Here is a 15,637-nt window from a genome sequence, read left to right as displayed (position 1 = left end):
TTACCCCGCCGGTGGCGTTCCCAGTCCGCGGTCCTTGGGTTTGCGGATCACCATGAAATAGAAGAACACCGCGGTCAGCACCAGGAAAAAGAGGCTGTCCGGGCTGGTGAAGAAGATCGCTGGATTGCCGTCGCTGATGGACATCGCCCGACGGCAGTACTCCTCCAGGCTCGGGCCGAGCACGAAGCCGAGCAGCAGGCAGACGGTGGGGTATTTCTGCTTGCGCATGAAATACGCCAGTACGCCGAACACCAGGGAGAGGCCCATCTGGAAGGTCGAGTAGGTGGCGACGTAGCTGCCCACCAGCGCCACGACCGCGATGCTGGAGTAGAGGAAATCGCGGCGAATCGAGACGATCTTGAGGAAGTAGGGGCCGAGCAGATAGAGGGTCAGCGGGATCAGGATCAGCGCACTGACGAACAGGGCGGCGAACATCGGTGCCACCAGGTCCAGTTGGTTGGCGATGAACTCCGGTCCCGGCTGGAGCCCGTTGATCACCAGTACGCCGAGCACGATGGCGGTAGTGGGGTCGCCGGGGATACCGAACGTCAGCATGGGCACGAAAGCGCCGCCGCACATCGAGTTGTTGGCGCACTCCGCCGCGGCGATACCCTCGGGATTGCCCTTGCCGTAGCGCTCGGGGTGCTTGGAGGAGCGCATGGCTTCGGCGTAGGAGACGAACGCCGCCATCGATCCGCCCGCGCCGGGCAAGGTGCCCACGGCATAACCGATCGCGGCACTCTTGAGGTAGCGGAACAAGCCGATCTCGCGCACTTCCGAGAGTGGCGGGATGAAGTCGCGTCGGCGCACCTTGGTCGCTTTCACCTGGTCGAGATCGACGGTGTGCTTGCCGCGGGAGTCCGCCTGTACCAGCAGTTCGCTGATGGCGAAAGCGCCGATGACCAGCGGCATGATGTCGATACCCTGAACCAGGGTCGCCGAGCCGAAGGTGAATCGGGCCACCGGCTGCATCACATCGATGCCGATGGTCGCGATCATCACCCCGAACAGGGTGGCGATCATGCCCTTGGTGATCGAACCCCGCTGGGAAATGATGATAACGATCAGCGCGAAGGCGATCAGCGCGAACTTGCCCGGCGTTCGAATCAGCAGCGCGAACTCGGCCGCCACCGGTGCGACCACCATGAGCAGCAGGGCGCCGATCGAACCGCCGATCATCGACCCCAGGGCGGCGTGGCCCAGGGCCTTGGCGCCCTCGCCGCGCTGCTGCATGGGATACCCTTCGATGGCCGTCATCATCGAAGAGGGCGCGCCGGGGATGTTGATGGTGGTGGCGGTGATGCTGCCGCTGCACATGCCGGCCATGAAGATGCTGGCGCAGGCGACCAGGGCGACGGTGACATCGAGGCTATAGGTCAGCGGCAGCAGCAGGGCGATGGCGAGCAGCGAGGTGAGGCCGGGGACGGCACCGAAGAAGGTGCCGATCAGAAATCCGCCGACCATGTAGAGCAGGACTTCCGGCTGGGCCAGCATGGCGAAGCCATGCAACATCGATCCGAGGACATCCATACGTTATTGACTCCACAACGTGGGTAGACGGACGTTGAAGACCAGCTCGAACAGCGCGAATCCCAATGCCGTGATGATGACGGTGCCGACGAGCTTCGCGATCAGCCCCTGGCGACCGCCGAAGACGAGGGTCATCAGGAAGACGTAGGCCAGCGTGCTGATCACGTAGCCGATGAGATCGAAGGCGAACAGGTAAGCCGCCGTGATCAGCGCCACGACGATTGCCTTGGAGGAGACGCCCTGGGGCTCGGCCTCCTCGGACTCGGATGGCCGGCACAGGGATCGATACGCCTGCGCGATGGCGACGGCGAGCGCTGCCAGTGTCACGACCGAAATGACGATGGGGAAGAACGACGGCGTCATGTTGCCGTTTCTCATCGGCGGCCCCAGCTGCAGCGCATCGACGAGATAGATCAGGGTGATGATCGCCAGTGCGCATGGCACGACGAGGCGACCATCCGTGGCGAACCGTTTGAGGGACATGGCGGTTTCCGTGTTCGGAAGCAGCCGGCCCGCCGAGCGCGGGCCGGCGCGGTTGAAGGAATTACTTGCTCAGGATGCCCTGCTCGGCGAGCTCGTCCATGGTGCCGAACAGCGTCTCCTGGGTCTGCTTCACCCAGGCGTCGACATCACCGCTGCCCAGCCAGTCCGGCGCGACGCCGATCTTGGGTAGCCACTGCTGGAACTCGTCGCTCTCGAACGCGTCGTGATAGGCGGTTTCCAGGGTTTCGATGGTGGCGTCCGGCGTGCGCGCGGGGGCGGCCAGGATGATGAAGCTGCCCATCTGCAGGTCGATGTCGGTATCGGTTTCGCTGACCGGCGGCACGTCCGGAAAGGCTTCGTTCTGCTTGTCGGAGAACTCCACCAGTCCGCGAGCCTTGCCGGATTCGATCAGGGGCGCGAAGTCGCCCAGGCTGGTGATGACGAAATCGACCTCGCCGTTGAGCAGGGCTTCCTTCTGGGGTGCCGCGCCGCCGGGATAGGAGACGATCTTGAACTGCGCGCCGGTCAGGTCCTGCAGCTGTAGCAGCGTCAGGTGGGTACGGGCGCCCATGTTCTGGATGCCGACACGGATGGTGTTGGGCTTTTCCTTGGCGGCGGCAATGAGGTCGTCGAAGGATTTCCAGGGAGCGCCGTCCGAAGTAATGATGGCGTCCGGTTCACTGGTGACGCGGGCGATCAGCTTCATCTGATCGGTGCCGAAGCCGGGAATCGTGCCCTGCCAGGGTACCGTGATCACGCTGTCGTAGGTGAGCGCGCCAATGGTGTAGCCATCCGGCCGCGCCTTGGTCAGCTGCAGCAGGCCGGTCGCGCTCATGCCGCCTTCGATGTTCTCGACATACATCGAGACGGGGAGGGATTCCTCGGCAATACTGGACAGCTTGCGTACGATGGCATCGGTACCGCCGCCGGCGGCCCAGGGCACTATCACGCGGATGTCCCGGTCGGGATAGTCGGCCTGGGCGCTGACGGCGGTCGCCATCAGGGTGGCGCAGGCAATACTCAGGGTGATTTGGCGAATCGGCATGGTGGCGTGTCCTCGATGGGTCAGGTTGTCTTTGGCGTCATGGTCGCCAGGAGAGGATCGGAAGCCCGTTTGTCAGGACGCCGTCCGGCGACATCCATGGGCATGCGACGATCTCATAGCGGGGAAAAGGGCACCGAACGCAGCAGCTTGTTCTCCTGATGCTGCACGTTTCCTGCCTCGGCACTCTTGCGGCGGTAGGCAATCCATGCCGGATCGCTCTCCATTGCCGAGCGGCGGCGCTCCCGGTCGGCGGCGCTCTCGTAGCCCCACAGATGAACGACCTGATTCTGGGGGCCAGTCTCGACGGTGAAGTAGCCGATCGGCTCACCGAGATGTTGGCGCTGGATCGGCAGCCCCTCGCTCTCGTAGAGCTCGAGAAAGGCCTTTAGTCGGCCGGGAACCATCGTGTAAGTGCGTAGATCCACAATCATGGGTGGTGTCCTTGTTCGGTGTTCGACAGATGTACCGTTTTTATTCGTACGATGTAATACAACCTTGGTGGCAGCAACGCGTCAGGAGGCATTCCCATCGGCGCTCCGGCGCAGTTCGGACAAAGTGGTTCGCGATGAGATCGCCTCGATGTCGGTTGTGATCTCGATCACGCTGCAGCCGGCATGCGCCAAGGCGCGCTGCAGCGCGGGCACGAAGGCGTCGGTGTCGCTGATGCGCTCGCTGCTGGCACCCATCGCCTTCGCCAGTGCCACGAAATCGGGGTTATGCAGATCCGTCCCCACCACCCGCGTCGGATATTCGCGTTCCTGATGCATGCGAATGGTGGCGTAGCTGGCATTGTTGAACAGCAGCACGATCACGTGACCGCCGTGCTGGATCGCGGTGGCGAGCTCCTGGCCGCTCATCATGAAGCCGCCGTCACCGACACAGGCGATGACCCGTTGATCGGGCGCGGCCAGCGAAGCGGCCACGGCCGCTGGAACGGCGTAGCCCATGGCGCCGCAGGTGGAGCCGAGCTGGCGGCCGGGACGGGCGTAACACAGGAATCGCTGCACCCAACCGGCGTGGTTGCCCGCATCCAGGGTGACGATCGTTTTATCCGGCAGGATCTCCGCCGCGGCGACCAGGGCGCGGGAGAGCACCATCGCCTGATCGCCGGGCAGTGGCTGTCTGTCGGCGAGATGCTCGCCACGCAGGGTCTGCTGCCACGCCCGCCAGCGGTCGCGGTGGCTCAGTTGCCGCGTCGCCACGGCACTGGCGAAGGCTTTGGGCGACGCCGCCAGGCCGATTTCCGGGGCGTAGACGCGGCCGATCTCGTCGGCGTCGAGATGCAGATGGATCAGGCGCTGAGCGGGATTGGGAATGGCGACGGTGGTGTAGCCGCGGGTGGTCAATTCGCCGAGTCGGCTATTGATCACCAGCAGCAGGTCCGCCTCGGCCAGGCGGACCGTCAATGTCGGCGACACCGCGGTACCGAAGTCGCCAACGTAGGCCGGAGAGCGATTGTCGATCAGATCCTGGCGACGGAAGGCGCAGGCGACCGGCAGGTAGTTGGCCTCGGCGAAGCGGGCGATCCGGTGGCAGGCCTCGTCGTCCCAGCCGCTGCCGCCGAGCAGCACCAGGGGCCTCGCGGCGCTTTCCAGTGCAGTCATCACCTGCTCGACATCGGCGCTGGAGAGCTGTGGTGCGGTAGCGCGATAGCGCGGCGCATCCGCCACCGTGACCGTGTCGGTCAGCATGTCCTCCGGCAGGGCGATGACCACCGGCCCGGGCCGACCGCTGGTGGCGGTGCGGTAGGCTCGCGACAGGTATTCCGGGATGCGCCTGGCATCTTCGATCTGAGCGACCCATTTGGCCACGCCGCCGAACATGGCGGTGTAGTCGATCTCCTGGAACGCTTCCCGATCCAGCGCCTCCCGGGCAACCTGGCCGATGAACAGGATCATTGGCGTCGAGTCCTGCATCGCGATATGGACACCGATCGCCGCGTGACAGGCTCCGGGCCCGCGGGTGACGAAGGCGACGCCGGGCTCTCCGGTCAGTTTGCCGCTGGCTTCCGCCATGTTAGCGGCACCGGCTTCATGGCGGGCATTGTAGAGCTGGAAACGATCGCGGACGGCGTACAAGGCATCCAGCACGGCCAGGTAGCTCTCCCCCGGAACGCAGTAGGCGTGATCGGTGCCGTGGATCAGTAATTGGTCCACCAGCACCTCACCCCCGGTGCGCGGTCGGGGCGAGGTCTGTCGGGCATTCTCTGTCATGGTGTCTCCGAGTGATTCGAGCGTCGTCCGGGCGCCTGTCGCCCGGCTCCCTTCATGCATACCGCCTATTCCTGCCCCGGGTAAGCCCCGCTTAGACCAATGTTGTATGACAAAGTCTGCGCGCGATGCGATGCCATTTACCGGTTGGGCGCCTGCCGGCCTTTGGCTATGCTGACCGGGCCTGGATTTCCCGCTGGAGCCCGTAATGCCGTTACCCGAGTGCTGGTTTGCCGACATCGATGTCCCCGCGGCGCTGGAGAACGCCGGCCGCGATGCCAGGCAGCGGCTGGAGGAGTCGCTAGGCGCCGAGATGGATTCGGAGGTCGTCGAGGCGTGGCAGTCGCTGGACGAGACACGGGGGGCCGAGCTCGCCCGCCTGGTGCTGCTGTCGGATTTCGCGCTGGATGCCCTGGCCACACGCCCGGCGCTGCTGCCCGCCGCGCTGGAGATGGGCGAGCTGGAAGCCGCTCCGGACCGGACGCGGCTCGAGGGGATACTGCGCGAAGCGCTGGCGAAGGCGGAGAGCGAGGAGGCGCTCCACCGCGCCCTGCGCCGGTTCCGTCAGGCGCGCATGCTGGGCATCGTCTGGCGCGACCTCAACGGTGCCGACATGTGGCAGACCGCCCGCGCCGTCTCCGAACTGGCGGAAATCTGCCTCGAGGGGGCGCTGGAGTGGCTCGAGGAGAATCTAGCGGCCCGCTGGGGGACGCCCGCCCCACGCGCCGACGGCGCGCCCCAGCGCCTGATCGTGCTGGGCATGGGCAAGCTCGGCGCCGGCGAGCTCAATCTCTCCTCGGATATCGATCTGATCTTCGCGTTTCCCGAAAAGGGCACCACCCAAGGGGGGGCGCGCGAGTACGAGCATCAGCAGTACTTCACCAAGCTGGGGCAGAAGCTGATCGCCGCGCTGGACGCGATCAGCGCCGATGGCTTCGTGTTCCGGGTCGACATGCGACTGCGTCCGCTGGGCGATGGCGGGCCGCTGGTCGGCAGCTTCAATACCTTCACCAGCTACTACCAGGATCAGGGGCGTGAGTGGGAGCGCTATGCCATGCTCAAGGCGCGGCCCGTCGCCGGCGACATCGATGCCGGTTACCGGTTGCTCGGCGAGCTCAAGCCCTTCATCTACCGCAAGTATCTCGACTTCGGCGCGATCGAGTCGCTGCGCGACATGAAGGCGATGATCCATCGCGAGGTCAAGCGGCTGGGGCGGGACGACAACATCAAGCTGGGGCGAGGGGGGATCCGGGAAGTCGAGTTCGTGGTCCAGGCGTTCCAACTGATCCGTGGCGGTCGGGATACCGAACTCCAGGTGACTTCGCTGCGAGACGCCATGTCGCAGCTAGTCACGCTGGAGCTGCTGCCGCAGGCGGTGGTCGACGAGTTGCGCGAGGACTATGTCTTCCTGCGGGATCTGGAACATGCGCTGCAGGCGCAGCAGGATCGCCAGACGCAGACGCTGCCGGGTGACCCGGAGAACCAGGCGAGGTTGGCAATGGCCATGCGGATGCCGGACTGGGAGGCGTTGAGCGAGGCGCTTGCGGCCTGCCGGGAGCGGGTACGACGTCATTTCGACGCGGTGATCGCCGATCCCGATGACGAATCGCCGCCCCAGGCGGACGAGACAGGCCGGCATGACGTCGCCTGGCGACAGCTGTGGCAGGGCGAGATGGACGACGCCGAAGCGGAGCGAACGCTGGCGGCGGCAGGCTTCGAGCTGCCCGGGTCGCTGCGGCGACTGGGCGCCTTTCGAGACTCCCGCGGCGTGAAGTCGATGCAGCGTATCGGCCACGAGCGGCTCGACGCCGTCATGCCGCTGCTGCTGGAAGCGGCGGCGGAGAGCGACACGCCGAGCGTGGCCCTCGAGCGCGTGCTGCCGCTGATCGAGGCGGTGCTTCGGCGTACCGCCTATCTGTCGCTGCTGCGCGAGAATCCACAGGTGCTGCCGTCGCTGGTCCGGCTGTGCTCGGCCAGCCCCTGGATCGCCGAACAGCTGGCTCGGCATCCCATTCTGCTCGACGAGCTGCTGACCCCCGCGACGCTCTATTCGCCGGCCGACAAGCAGCGGTTGTCGGATGAGCTGCGCCAGACGCTGGCAAGGATTCCCGAAGACGACGAGGAGAGCTGGCTGGAGGCGATGCGAGTCTTCAAGCAGACCCAGGTGCTGCGCGTCGCCGCCTCCGATATCGCCGGGGGGCGCGTGTTGATGAAGGTCAGCGATTACCTGACCGCGATCGCCGAGGTGGTGCTGGATAGCGTATTGCGGATGGCGTGGCGCTCGCTGACGGCACGATACGGCCAGCCCAGCGCGCGGGAGCCGTCGCGTCAGGCGAGCTTCCTGATCGTCGGCTACGGCAAGCTGGGCGGCATCGAACTGGGATATGGCTCCGACCTCGATCTGGTGTTCCTTTACGACGCCGCGCCTCAGGGTGTCACCGACGGTGCCAAGTCGATCGACAACCTGGTCTTCTTCACCCGCCTGGGTCAGCGGATCATCCATCTGCTCACCGCCACCACGCCCAGTGGCACGCTCTACGAGGTCGACATGCGCCTGCGTCCCTCGGGCAATGCCGGGTTGCTCGTCTCGTCGCTGGACGCGTTCGCCGAGTATCAGCGCAAGGAGGCGTGGAGCTGGGAACATCAGGCGCTGGTTCGAGCGCGGGCGGTGGCCGGCGACGATGCCCTGGGCGAGCGTTTCGAGGTCGTCCGGCGGGAAGTGCTGGGACGAGAGCGTGACTGCGACGAGTTGCGGCGGGAAGTGGTCGGGATGCGGCACAAGATGCGGGAGCATCTGGGTAGCGGTGCCGAGGCGAGAGAGGCGGGGCAGTTCCACCTCAAGCAGGATGCCGGTGGCCTGGTGGACATCGAGTTCATGAACCAGTACGCCGTGCTCGCCCTGTCGGCAACGACGCCGGCGCTACTCGAGGTCACCGACAACATGCGGCTGCTGGATGCGCTGGCGGAAAGCGGCAGCTTACCCGAGCAGGATGCCCGTGATCTGCAGGCGGCCTACCTGGCCTACCGCGACGCCAGTCACCGGGCGGCACTGGCCAAGGGGCGAAGCCTGGTGGCGGGGGAGGCCTTCGCCGATCATCGCGCTACGGTTTCCCGTCTGTGGGATCGCTGGATGCGCCCGGAGTCCGGCGATGAGACGAAAGATCACTGAAAACACCGTTTGATTAAGATAACATTAACGGGTCATGACGCCTGTGTTACGGTTCGGAGTGGCCCACCGTGTATCGACTTTCCCCTCTCAACGAAATTGCCCACGGCAACGACCGGGCGATCTACCGGCATCCGGATCGGCCCGAGCGCTGCATCAAGGTGCCCCGCTTTCCTGAGCGCGGTAGCCACCAGAACGAGCGAGAACAGGTCTACTTCGACGTTCTGAAGGCGCGTGGCCTCGCCGATTGGCGCCATGTCCCGGAATATTTTGGATCGGTGGAGACCGATCGTGGTCCCGGGCTGGTGTTCGGGTTGGTGACGGATGCCGATGGCCAGATATCCTCCACCATTCGACAGTACCGTGATCGGGGCGAGACGGCCTGGTTCGCTACCCGTGCGTTCGCCGATGAACTGCAGGGGCTGTATCACTATCTCCGCGACAACTGGATCGTGCCGTCCGACATCAACGACCGCAACATCGTCTGTCAATGCCTGGCCGACGGCTCCCGCCGGCTATGGCTGATCGACGGCGTCTCCAACCCGGACTTCATGCCGCTGGCCAATGTCTGGCCCTGGTTCGCGCGTCAGAAAGTCGATCGCCGCATGCGACGTTTCTTTGCCAAGTTGAGTGGCTACGGGCTGCTACCCGAACCGGACAGAAGGGAACTGGTGCGCAGCGCGCACTGAGCCGGCCCCGTGCCACACCAGCGGAGTTCGAACGACGGCCTCCCGAAGCGATCGGGAGGCCGTTTTGCATCCGGCGTCAGGCGTTCGACGATTCGCGCGGGTTTCGGCCGATCGGATGTGGCTGGTTGCGGGCTCGGGCCAGTTCGATCTGCTTCTGCCGTTCGCGGGCACTGGCACGCGTCTTTTCCGGCAGCGAATCCCAGCAGTGGGGGCAACTGATCCCCGGCGTGTACTTGTCCGACGACTGGTCCGCGGTGGAGATCGGCATGCGACAGGCATGACACTGCTCGAACTCGCCCTCGCTCAGGTCGTGGCGAACGGTGACCCGATTATCGAACACGAAACAGTCGCCGCGCCAGCGACTCTGCGCCTCCGGCACCCGCTCCAGATAGCTCAGGATGCCTCCCTTGAGGTGAAAGACTTCCTCGAATCCCTCGTTGAGCATGAAGCTCGACGCCTTCTCGCAGCGGATACCGCCGGTGCAGAACATCGCCACCTTCTTGTGGCGGCTGGGATCGTAATGTTGCCTGACGTATTCGGGGAACTCGCGGAACGACTTGGTCCTGGGGTCGACCGCGCCCTCGAAGCTGCCGATGGCCACTTCATAGTCGTTGCGCGTATCGATGACAAGCACCCCGGGATCGTCGATCAGCTCGTTCCACTGCTCTGGCTCGACATAGGTGCCGACCCGACGGTTCGGGTCGACGTCGGGTAAGCCCATGGTCACGATCTCGCGCTTGAGCTTGACCTTGGTGCGATAGAACGGGTGGGCGTCGCAGTAGGATTCCTTGTGGCCCAGCTCGGCAAAGCGGGGATCGCGCTTGAGCCAGTCGAGCAGCGCGTCGATACCCTCGCGGGAACCGGAAACGGTACCGTTGATGCCCTCGTTGGCGAGCAGCAGCGTGCCCTTGACATCGAGACGCTGCATTTCGGCGAGCAGCGGCTCGCGCAGGGCTTCGAAGTCGTCGAGAGTGACGAACTGATACAACGCCGCGACTACGATCGCGGGATCGCTTGATGACATGCTTCGACTCCTGGTAGTCGCCCTCGCAAAGGGCGGACCGGGTTGGGATGGCGCCACGGTGGCGCCGATGATCGCCGCGCATTTTACGCCGCTGAGCGTTGGCGTCCAGCGACCGTCCGTCGCAGCGGACGGCGCGACTACCGGATGGTGTCGGCGATATAGCGGGCGGTCATCAGGTCGAGGTGGGCGCCGCCACCGTTCTTGAACAGGGTGATGTCGGTATCGTTCTGTCGGCCCCCACATCCGCTGAGCAGATCGTAGAAGTCGCCAAGGATGTCGTGCTCGGCGATGGCGCCACTGGCGATGGGGATCTTGAGTTCGCCGATATGGCCGAGCGTGGTCTCGCGGCTGTCAACGAAAAGCCGGGCTTTCTGCAGCAGCGTGTCGTCCGCTTCACGCATGTCAGCCTTGAACGCGCCGATCAGGTCGACGTGCGTGCCCGGCGCGATCCACTCTCCCCATAGCAATGGCTCCCGGGCCATGGTGGCGCTGGCGATGATATCCGCCGATCTCGCCGTCGCTTCCAGGTCGCTCACCGCGACCACGTTCAGGCCGCGAGCTTCACAGGCGCCGGCGAGTGCCCTTGCCTTGTCGTGAGTTCGGTTCCACAGGCTGATGCGCTCGAGGCCGGGAAACAGGGCGGTATACGCGTCGATCAGGCTGGCCGCGACGTTGCCGGCACCGCAGACGAGCAGATGGCGGCTCTCCCGGCGGGCCAGCAGTCGCGCACCCAGCACGGAGTCCCCGGCCGTCTTGATCTCGGTGACCAGCCGGCTCTCGATGATCGCCTGCAACCGGCCATCGTCGGGGGCGAAATAGAGCATGGCGCCCTGGACGGTATCCAGTCCCCGGGCGGCATTGTCGTCGAAGACGGTGACCGCCTTGGCGCCATAGCCGATACCGGGGATGAAACAGGAGCGATTGAGCAGGGTCTTGTCGGCAGGCCCAAGGAAGGTGTCGTCGATCTCCGCCCGGGCTGCGAGATGGCCCTGGCGCAGAGCCTCCACGGCGCCGGCCCAGGAGAGCTTGTCGCGCGCTTCGGTATAGGTGATCAGTCGGGTCATGGGGTTCCTCGGGGGGCGACGATCTCGGTGACGACGGCGGTCTTGACCGAGTTGGCGATGAAACAGCCTTGGTGGGCCTGATGGTGCATCGCGTCGAGCTGTTCAGGGGTCGGTCGGCGATTGCCGGAAAACGTCACCGCCGGGCGAAGCGTGACTCGCGTCATCGCCAACCGGCCGGCATCGTTCTCTTCCAGCACGCCGACGGCATTGTCCTCGTAGTGCTCGACGACGAAGCGTCGTTTGGCAACGATACCGAGAAACACCAGCATATGGCAGCTGGAGAGCGCCGCGACGAACGCTTCCTCGGGGTCGACGTTGGCCTCGACCGAGTAGGGGAGCGGGACGATGTGGGGGGAAGCAGAGGCGGCAATGGTAACGCCACCGTCGAAACGCCACTCGTGCCCCCGGCTGTAGCAACCGTCGGTGAACCTCTCCGTCGGCTGGCGCCGCCAGCGTATGGTGGCCGTGTAGTGGGACATGGCACCCTCCTTCCTAGTCGATCCCGCTGAGAATCGTTGCGTCGGCGAGAGTACGCCCGTGCTCGCCGCGAAGGCCCTGGAAGATCGCCTCGCGCTCCTCTCTCGGTTTGTGCTGGCTCGCCTTGCGCTTGCCCTCCATGCGCTCGACGGTCAGCTCGACACCGATGATGGCACGACACATCCCCGCAATGTAGTCATCCGGCGCATCGTCGATCGACCAGGGAACGGGTCGACCACGTTCGAAGCGGCGGGTCAGCGCGCCCGTCAGTTCGCGCAGCCAGGATGGATCGTCGACCAGGCGCAGGCGACCGTGGACGTGCACGACCTGATAGTTCCAGGTCGGGACGACCCTGCCGTGCTCGCGCTTGGCCGGATACCAGCTCGGGGAGACATAGGCCTGCGGGCCATGGAAGATAGCCAAGGCCGGGATGGTGGATGCCTTGGCATCCGATGTGTCGGCCAGCGGATTGGCGCGGGAAATGTGGCCGCGCAGCCGCCGAGGCGTCGACTCGCCGCCGGCGGTCTCGAGCAGCAGTGGCAAGTGATCGGCCTCGAAGCCGCCGTCGCGTCCCGGTGTGATCAGGGTCGCAAACGGGGCCTGATCGATGGCTCTCTCCACCGCTGCGGCATCGTCGAGGCGAAACGGATTCGGTTGGTACACGATTCAGCCTCCGTCGGAAGAGAGGGCCGCCGTCACTTGGGCCAGCGACTGGCGCTGGCGGCCCTCGTCATCGAAATTGCCCGGCGAGAGCCAGCGGCGATGGCGCTCGCGGATGGCCGGCCACTCGTCATCGACGATCGAGAACCAGGCCGTGTCGCGGTTGCGTCCATTGACCACCCGGTGCTGGCGGAAGACGCCCTCGAGACGAAAACCCAGCCGCTCGGCCGCGCGTCGGGATGGCGCATTGAGGGCGTCGCATTTCCACTCCACGCGACGGTAGCCGAGCTCGAACGCGTGTCGAATCAGCAACATCAACGCTTCGCTGGAGATCGGCGTCCGTGCCATGCGCGGCGAGAAGTTGAGATGACCGATCTCCAGCGCGCCGTCGGCCGGAACGATACGCAGGTAGGTGGCCATGCCCACGGCGCGATCCTCGGCCGGATCGATGATGGCGTAGCAGACCGGATCGCTGTCGCGACTCATCATCGCCAGCCAGCGCTCGCATCCCGCCCGATCGTCGAAGGCACGGCCGCCCAGGTAGGTCCAGCGTGCCTTGGCCTCGCGATCGTTGGCGATGTCGGGGTCGGGCATCTGCCACGCCTGCCATAGCGATGGCGCATGCCGACCTGGATCGAGCGGCTCCAGACGACAGAAGCGTCCTTCCAGGACGGTCGGGTCCGGAAAAGGTGGCTCGCGCCAGTCCGGGATATCGCTGCCCACGGGCTGGCCGTACGCATTGGTGATCGGTTTCATGATCTGTCTCAGCAGCCACAGGAGGTGAGTGTATGGTCTCGCAGATTGCCGGCACTGGGGCCGGTGGCAACCGGATGACCGTCGCGTTTCCAGAAGTCCAGTCCGCCGAGTAGCTCCTTGACCCTCAGCCCCGCGCTGGCGAGTTTGAAGGCGCCCCAGGTGGAGCCGTTGCAACCGATGCCGTCGCAATAGCTGATGTAGACGCGCGAACGGTCCAGCGATGCCAATCGCTCTGCCGTCATCTCGACATGGGGGAGGCTGATCGCGCCAGGGATGTGACCGGCAAGGTAGTGATCGTGACGCCGGGTATCGATGACGATGATCTCCTCGATGCCGTTGGCGAGATCCATCGCCAGGTCCCAGGCATCGGTGTGAAGCCTGAGCTTGTCGCGCATGGCGGAAGCGCTCTGCTCGGGGCGAGCCGGCGGAACATCGAGTACGAGTGAGGTCGCGGTCATTGAGAGCTCCCGGGGGTTCAGACAGTCAAGAGAAAGGTGTGGAAGGCGTCGTCGCGTTGCCAGCCGAGCGCGCGGTAGCGGGACTGGGCGGCGGCGTTCTCGACCTGGGTGCGCAGCATCAATTGGGCAATGCCGTGCTCTGACGCCAGCTCCCTGGCGGCCTGCAGCAGGGCGCTGCCGATGCCGCGGCAACGAGCCTCGGGGACGACGAAGAGGTCGTTGAGAATCCAGCGCGAGCCGAGGGTGGTCGTCGAAGGTATCGGGAACAACTGGGCGAAGCCGACGGCCGTATCGCCAGTGTCGTAAGCCACCAGCAGGTGAGCGTCTCCGCGCCGGTTGCGTTCGCCAAGAAAGGCCCGGGCACCCTCGAGGTCGCTTGGTTGTCGGTAGAACTGGCGGTAGCCGTCGACCAGCGGCGCGATGGCGTCGATCTCTTCGTGGGTGGCGATGCGGATGTCGGTCATGGGGGGCTTCCAGCAGGATTGACGTGACTTGGCAGTAGTCTGGCGTCATGCTGGTCCCTCGATAAGAGCCAGTTGTTGCAATAGCGAGGGGACCAGTGACACAACCCAATGTGCATCGTCCTTGGATCGTCGAAGCGTTGACGATGGGTCTCGCCGTGCCTTCTTCGTTGACCCTGACCCAGCGCCTGTACCAGTCGCTGCGGGATTGGATCCAGCAGGGAAAGCTCAGGCCGGGTAGCGCACTGCCCTCGTCGCGGCAACTGGCGCGCGAGCTCGGCCTGGGCCGCAATACCGTGCTGGGGGCGGTCGAGCGATTGACCGCCGAGGGCTTCCTCGAGACTCGGCCCGGCGCGGGTGTCTTCGTCGCCGAGTGGGGCGCGGCGGTCACGGCGGGAAGACCTCCAATGCCGGAGCGGTTGGCGGTATCGGCGACACTCTCCGCCCGGGGCCAGCGCATACTCGATATCAGCGGCCTGCTGAGCGATCGTCACACCGCCTTCGCACCTGGGGTGCCGGCACTCGACCGGTTCCCGCGTGAGCGCTGGCAGCGACTGCTGCGTCGTCATCAACAGCAGGCACCGCTGGCGTGGCACGACTATCAGCACCGGGGAGGCGTGCCGGCACTTCGCGAGGCGCTCTGCGACTATCTGCGGCTGTCGCGATCGGTACGCTGTCGGCCCGATCAGGTCCTGGTCACCCAGGGTGCCCAGCAGGGCTTCGAACTGATCGCCCGGTTGCTTGCCGATACGGGGGAGGCGGTCTGGATGGAGGAGCCGGGCTACGGCGGTGCGCACGCCAGCTTCCTCGCCGCCGGGCTCGACATCGTGCCGGTCCCGGTGGATGACGAGGGCATGGCGATCGCGGCCCTGGCGTCCTCGGTGGCGACGCCTCGCCTGATCTACGTGACGCCCTCGCACCAGTATCCGAGCGGCGTGACGATGAGTCTCAAGCGACGCACGTCGCTGATCGAGGCGGCCCAGCGTCACGGCGCCTGGATCATCGAGGACGACTACGATAGTGAGTTCCGCTATGCCAGCGCGCCGATCGCCTCGCTTCAGGGGCTCGTCGACGACGCGCCGGTCATCTACGTGGGCACCTTCAGCAAGGTGATGTATCCCGGATTGAGACTGGGTTATCTGGTGCTGCCGGACCTGCTGGTCGAACCGTTTCGGCGGGCCAATGCTCGGCTCCACCGTGAAGGCCAGTACGTGGCCCAGGCCGCGTTGGCGACGTTCATTACCGAAGGGCATTTCGCGCGCCACGTCTCACGGATGCGGGAGCTCTATCGGCAACGCCAGACTGCACTGCGTCAAGCGTTGGCGCCGGCCGTGGCGAGCGGTCTCAGACTGTCTGCGGGAACGGCCGGCATGCACCTGGTCGCCGAGCTGGAGAGCCCGGCGCTGGAAGCCGAACTGGTCGCTCGGGCGGAGCAGGCGGGGATTCTGCTGTCGCCGCTGTCACGCTATTTCCTGCGCGCCCCCGCACGGCCAGGCCTGGTACTGGGCTATGCCGGTGCGACCGACATCGAGATCGCCGCGGCTGGCCGCTGGCTGAGCGATGCCTGGTGCGCGCTAGCTTATCGTGGCGGGCCCTAGCCCGCGTAATCCTTGC

Annotated in this window: 15 protein-coding genes; 3 read left to right on the top strand and 12 right to left on the bottom strand. The window is 65.5% G+C overall.

The window, feature by feature from the left end:
* The 5 genes from DOM54_RS17395 to DOM54_RS17375 form a co-directional block, all read right to left on the bottom strand.
* Complete coding sequence (locus DOM54_RS17395; RefSeq protein ID WP_110717542.1) at window positions 1–1,530, bottom strand: tripartite tricarboxylate transporter permease; 1,530 nt, start codon at window positions 1,528–1,530, stop codon at window positions 1–3.
* A gap of 3 nt (window positions 1,531–1,533) precedes the next feature.
* Window positions 1,534–2,013: a tripartite tricarboxylate transporter TctB family protein gene (locus DOM54_RS17390; RefSeq protein ID WP_110717541.1), complete on the bottom strand. Its 480-nt coding sequence runs from the start codon at window positions 2,011–2,013 to the stop codon at window positions 1,534–1,536.
* Between the two features lie 61 nt (window positions 2,014–2,074).
* On the bottom strand, window positions 2,075–3,058 hold the full coding sequence (locus DOM54_RS17385; RefSeq protein WP_110717540.1) for a Bug family tripartite tricarboxylate transporter substrate binding protein: 984 nt from the start codon (window positions 3,056–3,058) through the stop codon (window positions 2,075–2,077).
* A 113-nt stretch (window positions 3,059–3,171) separates the two neighbouring features.
* The gene (locus tag DOM54_RS17380) at window positions 3,172–3,489 is read right to left on the bottom strand and encodes an NIPSNAP family protein (RefSeq protein WP_110717539.1); all 318 of its coding nucleotides are present in this window, start codon (window positions 3,487–3,489) and stop codon (window positions 3,172–3,174) included.
* 81 nt (window positions 3,490–3,570) lie between these two features.
* Window positions 3,571–5,271 carry a thiamine pyrophosphate-dependent enzyme gene (locus tag DOM54_RS17375; RefSeq protein WP_110717653.1) on the bottom strand — a complete coding sequence of 567 codons (1,701 nt, stop codon included), beginning with the start codon at window positions 5,269–5,271 and terminating at the stop codon, window positions 3,571–3,573.
* A gap of 205 nt (window positions 5,272–5,476) precedes the next feature.
* On the opposite strand from DOM54_RS17375, the gene glnE reads away from it, so the two are divergent.
* Entirely contained in the window at window positions 5,477–8,437 is a 2,961-nt protein-coding gene (gene glnE, locus DOM54_RS17370) for a bifunctional [glutamate--ammonia ligase]-adenylyl-L-tyrosine phosphorylase/[glutamate--ammonia-ligase] adenylyltransferase (RefSeq protein ID WP_110717538.1), read from the top strand.
* A gap of 68 nt (window positions 8,438–8,505) precedes the next feature.
* The gene (locus DOM54_RS17365) at window positions 8,506–9,123 is read left to right on the top strand and encodes a YrbL family protein (protein ID WP_162619908.1); all 618 of its coding nucleotides are present in this window, start codon (window positions 8,506–8,508) and stop codon (window positions 9,121–9,123) included.
* 76 nt (window positions 9,124–9,199) lie between these two features.
* Here DOM54_RS17365 and trhO read toward each other — a convergent pair whose 3' ends face one another.
* The 7 genes from trhO to DOM54_RS17330 form a co-directional block, all read right to left on the bottom strand.
* Window positions 9,200–10,147, bottom strand: coding sequence for an oxygen-dependent tRNA uridine(34) hydroxylase TrhO (gene trhO, locus DOM54_RS17360; protein WP_110717536.1), 948 nt, complete (start codon window positions 10,145–10,147; stop codon window positions 9,200–9,202).
* A 137-nt stretch (window positions 10,148–10,284) separates the two neighbouring features.
* A complete protein-coding gene (locus DOM54_RS17355) occupies window positions 10,285–11,211 on the bottom strand; it encodes an ornithine cyclodeaminase family protein (RefSeq protein ID WP_110717535.1) in 927 nt (308 codons plus the stop codon).
* Window positions 11,208–11,690 (bottom strand): OsmC family protein, encoded by a 483-nt coding sequence (locus DOM54_RS17350; protein ID WP_110717534.1) that lies wholly within the window; start codon window positions 11,688–11,690, stop codon window positions 11,208–11,210. Before DOM54_RS17350 ends, DOM54_RS17355 begins: the two co-directional genes overlap by 4 nt.
* A gap of 13 nt (window positions 11,691–11,703) precedes the next feature.
* A complete protein-coding gene (locus DOM54_RS17345; protein ID WP_110717533.1) occupies window positions 11,704–12,351 on the bottom strand; it encodes an FMN-binding negative transcriptional regulator in 648 nt (215 codons plus the stop codon).
* Between the two features lie 3 nt (window positions 12,352–12,354).
* The gene (locus tag DOM54_RS17340) at window positions 12,355–13,104 is read right to left on the bottom strand and encodes a GNAT family N-acetyltransferase (protein WP_110717532.1); all 750 of its coding nucleotides are present in this window, start codon (window positions 13,102–13,104) and stop codon (window positions 12,355–12,357) included.
* Between the two features lie 8 nt (window positions 13,105–13,112).
* The gene (locus tag DOM54_RS17335; RefSeq protein ID WP_110717531.1) at window positions 13,113–13,562 is read right to left on the bottom strand and encodes a rhodanese-like domain-containing protein; all 450 of its coding nucleotides are present in this window, start codon (window positions 13,560–13,562) and stop codon (window positions 13,113–13,115) included.
* 17 nt (window positions 13,563–13,579) lie between these two features.
* Window positions 13,580–14,026, bottom strand: coding sequence for a GNAT family N-acetyltransferase (locus tag DOM54_RS17330; protein WP_110717530.1), 447 nt, complete (start codon window positions 14,024–14,026; stop codon window positions 13,580–13,582).
* 95 nt (window positions 14,027–14,121) lie between these two features.
* Between DOM54_RS17330 and pdxR the strand changes: the two genes are divergently transcribed.
* Window positions 14,122–15,621, top strand: a complete 1,500-nt coding sequence (gene pdxR, locus DOM54_RS17325) for a MocR-like pyridoxine biosynthesis transcription factor PdxR (RefSeq protein WP_420852767.1) — start codon at window positions 14,122–14,124, stop codon at window positions 15,619–15,621.
* Window positions 15,622–15,637: the final 16 nt, after the last annotated feature.

The sequence above is a fragment of the Salinicola acroporae genome, assembly GCF_003206615.1.
Taxonomy (GTDB): Bacteria; Pseudomonadota; Gammaproteobacteria; order Pseudomonadales; family Halomonadaceae; genus Salinicola; species Salinicola acroporae.
The sequence above is the reverse complement of the archived record's forward strand: the minus strand, read 5'-3'. Positions and strand labels throughout refer to the sequence as shown.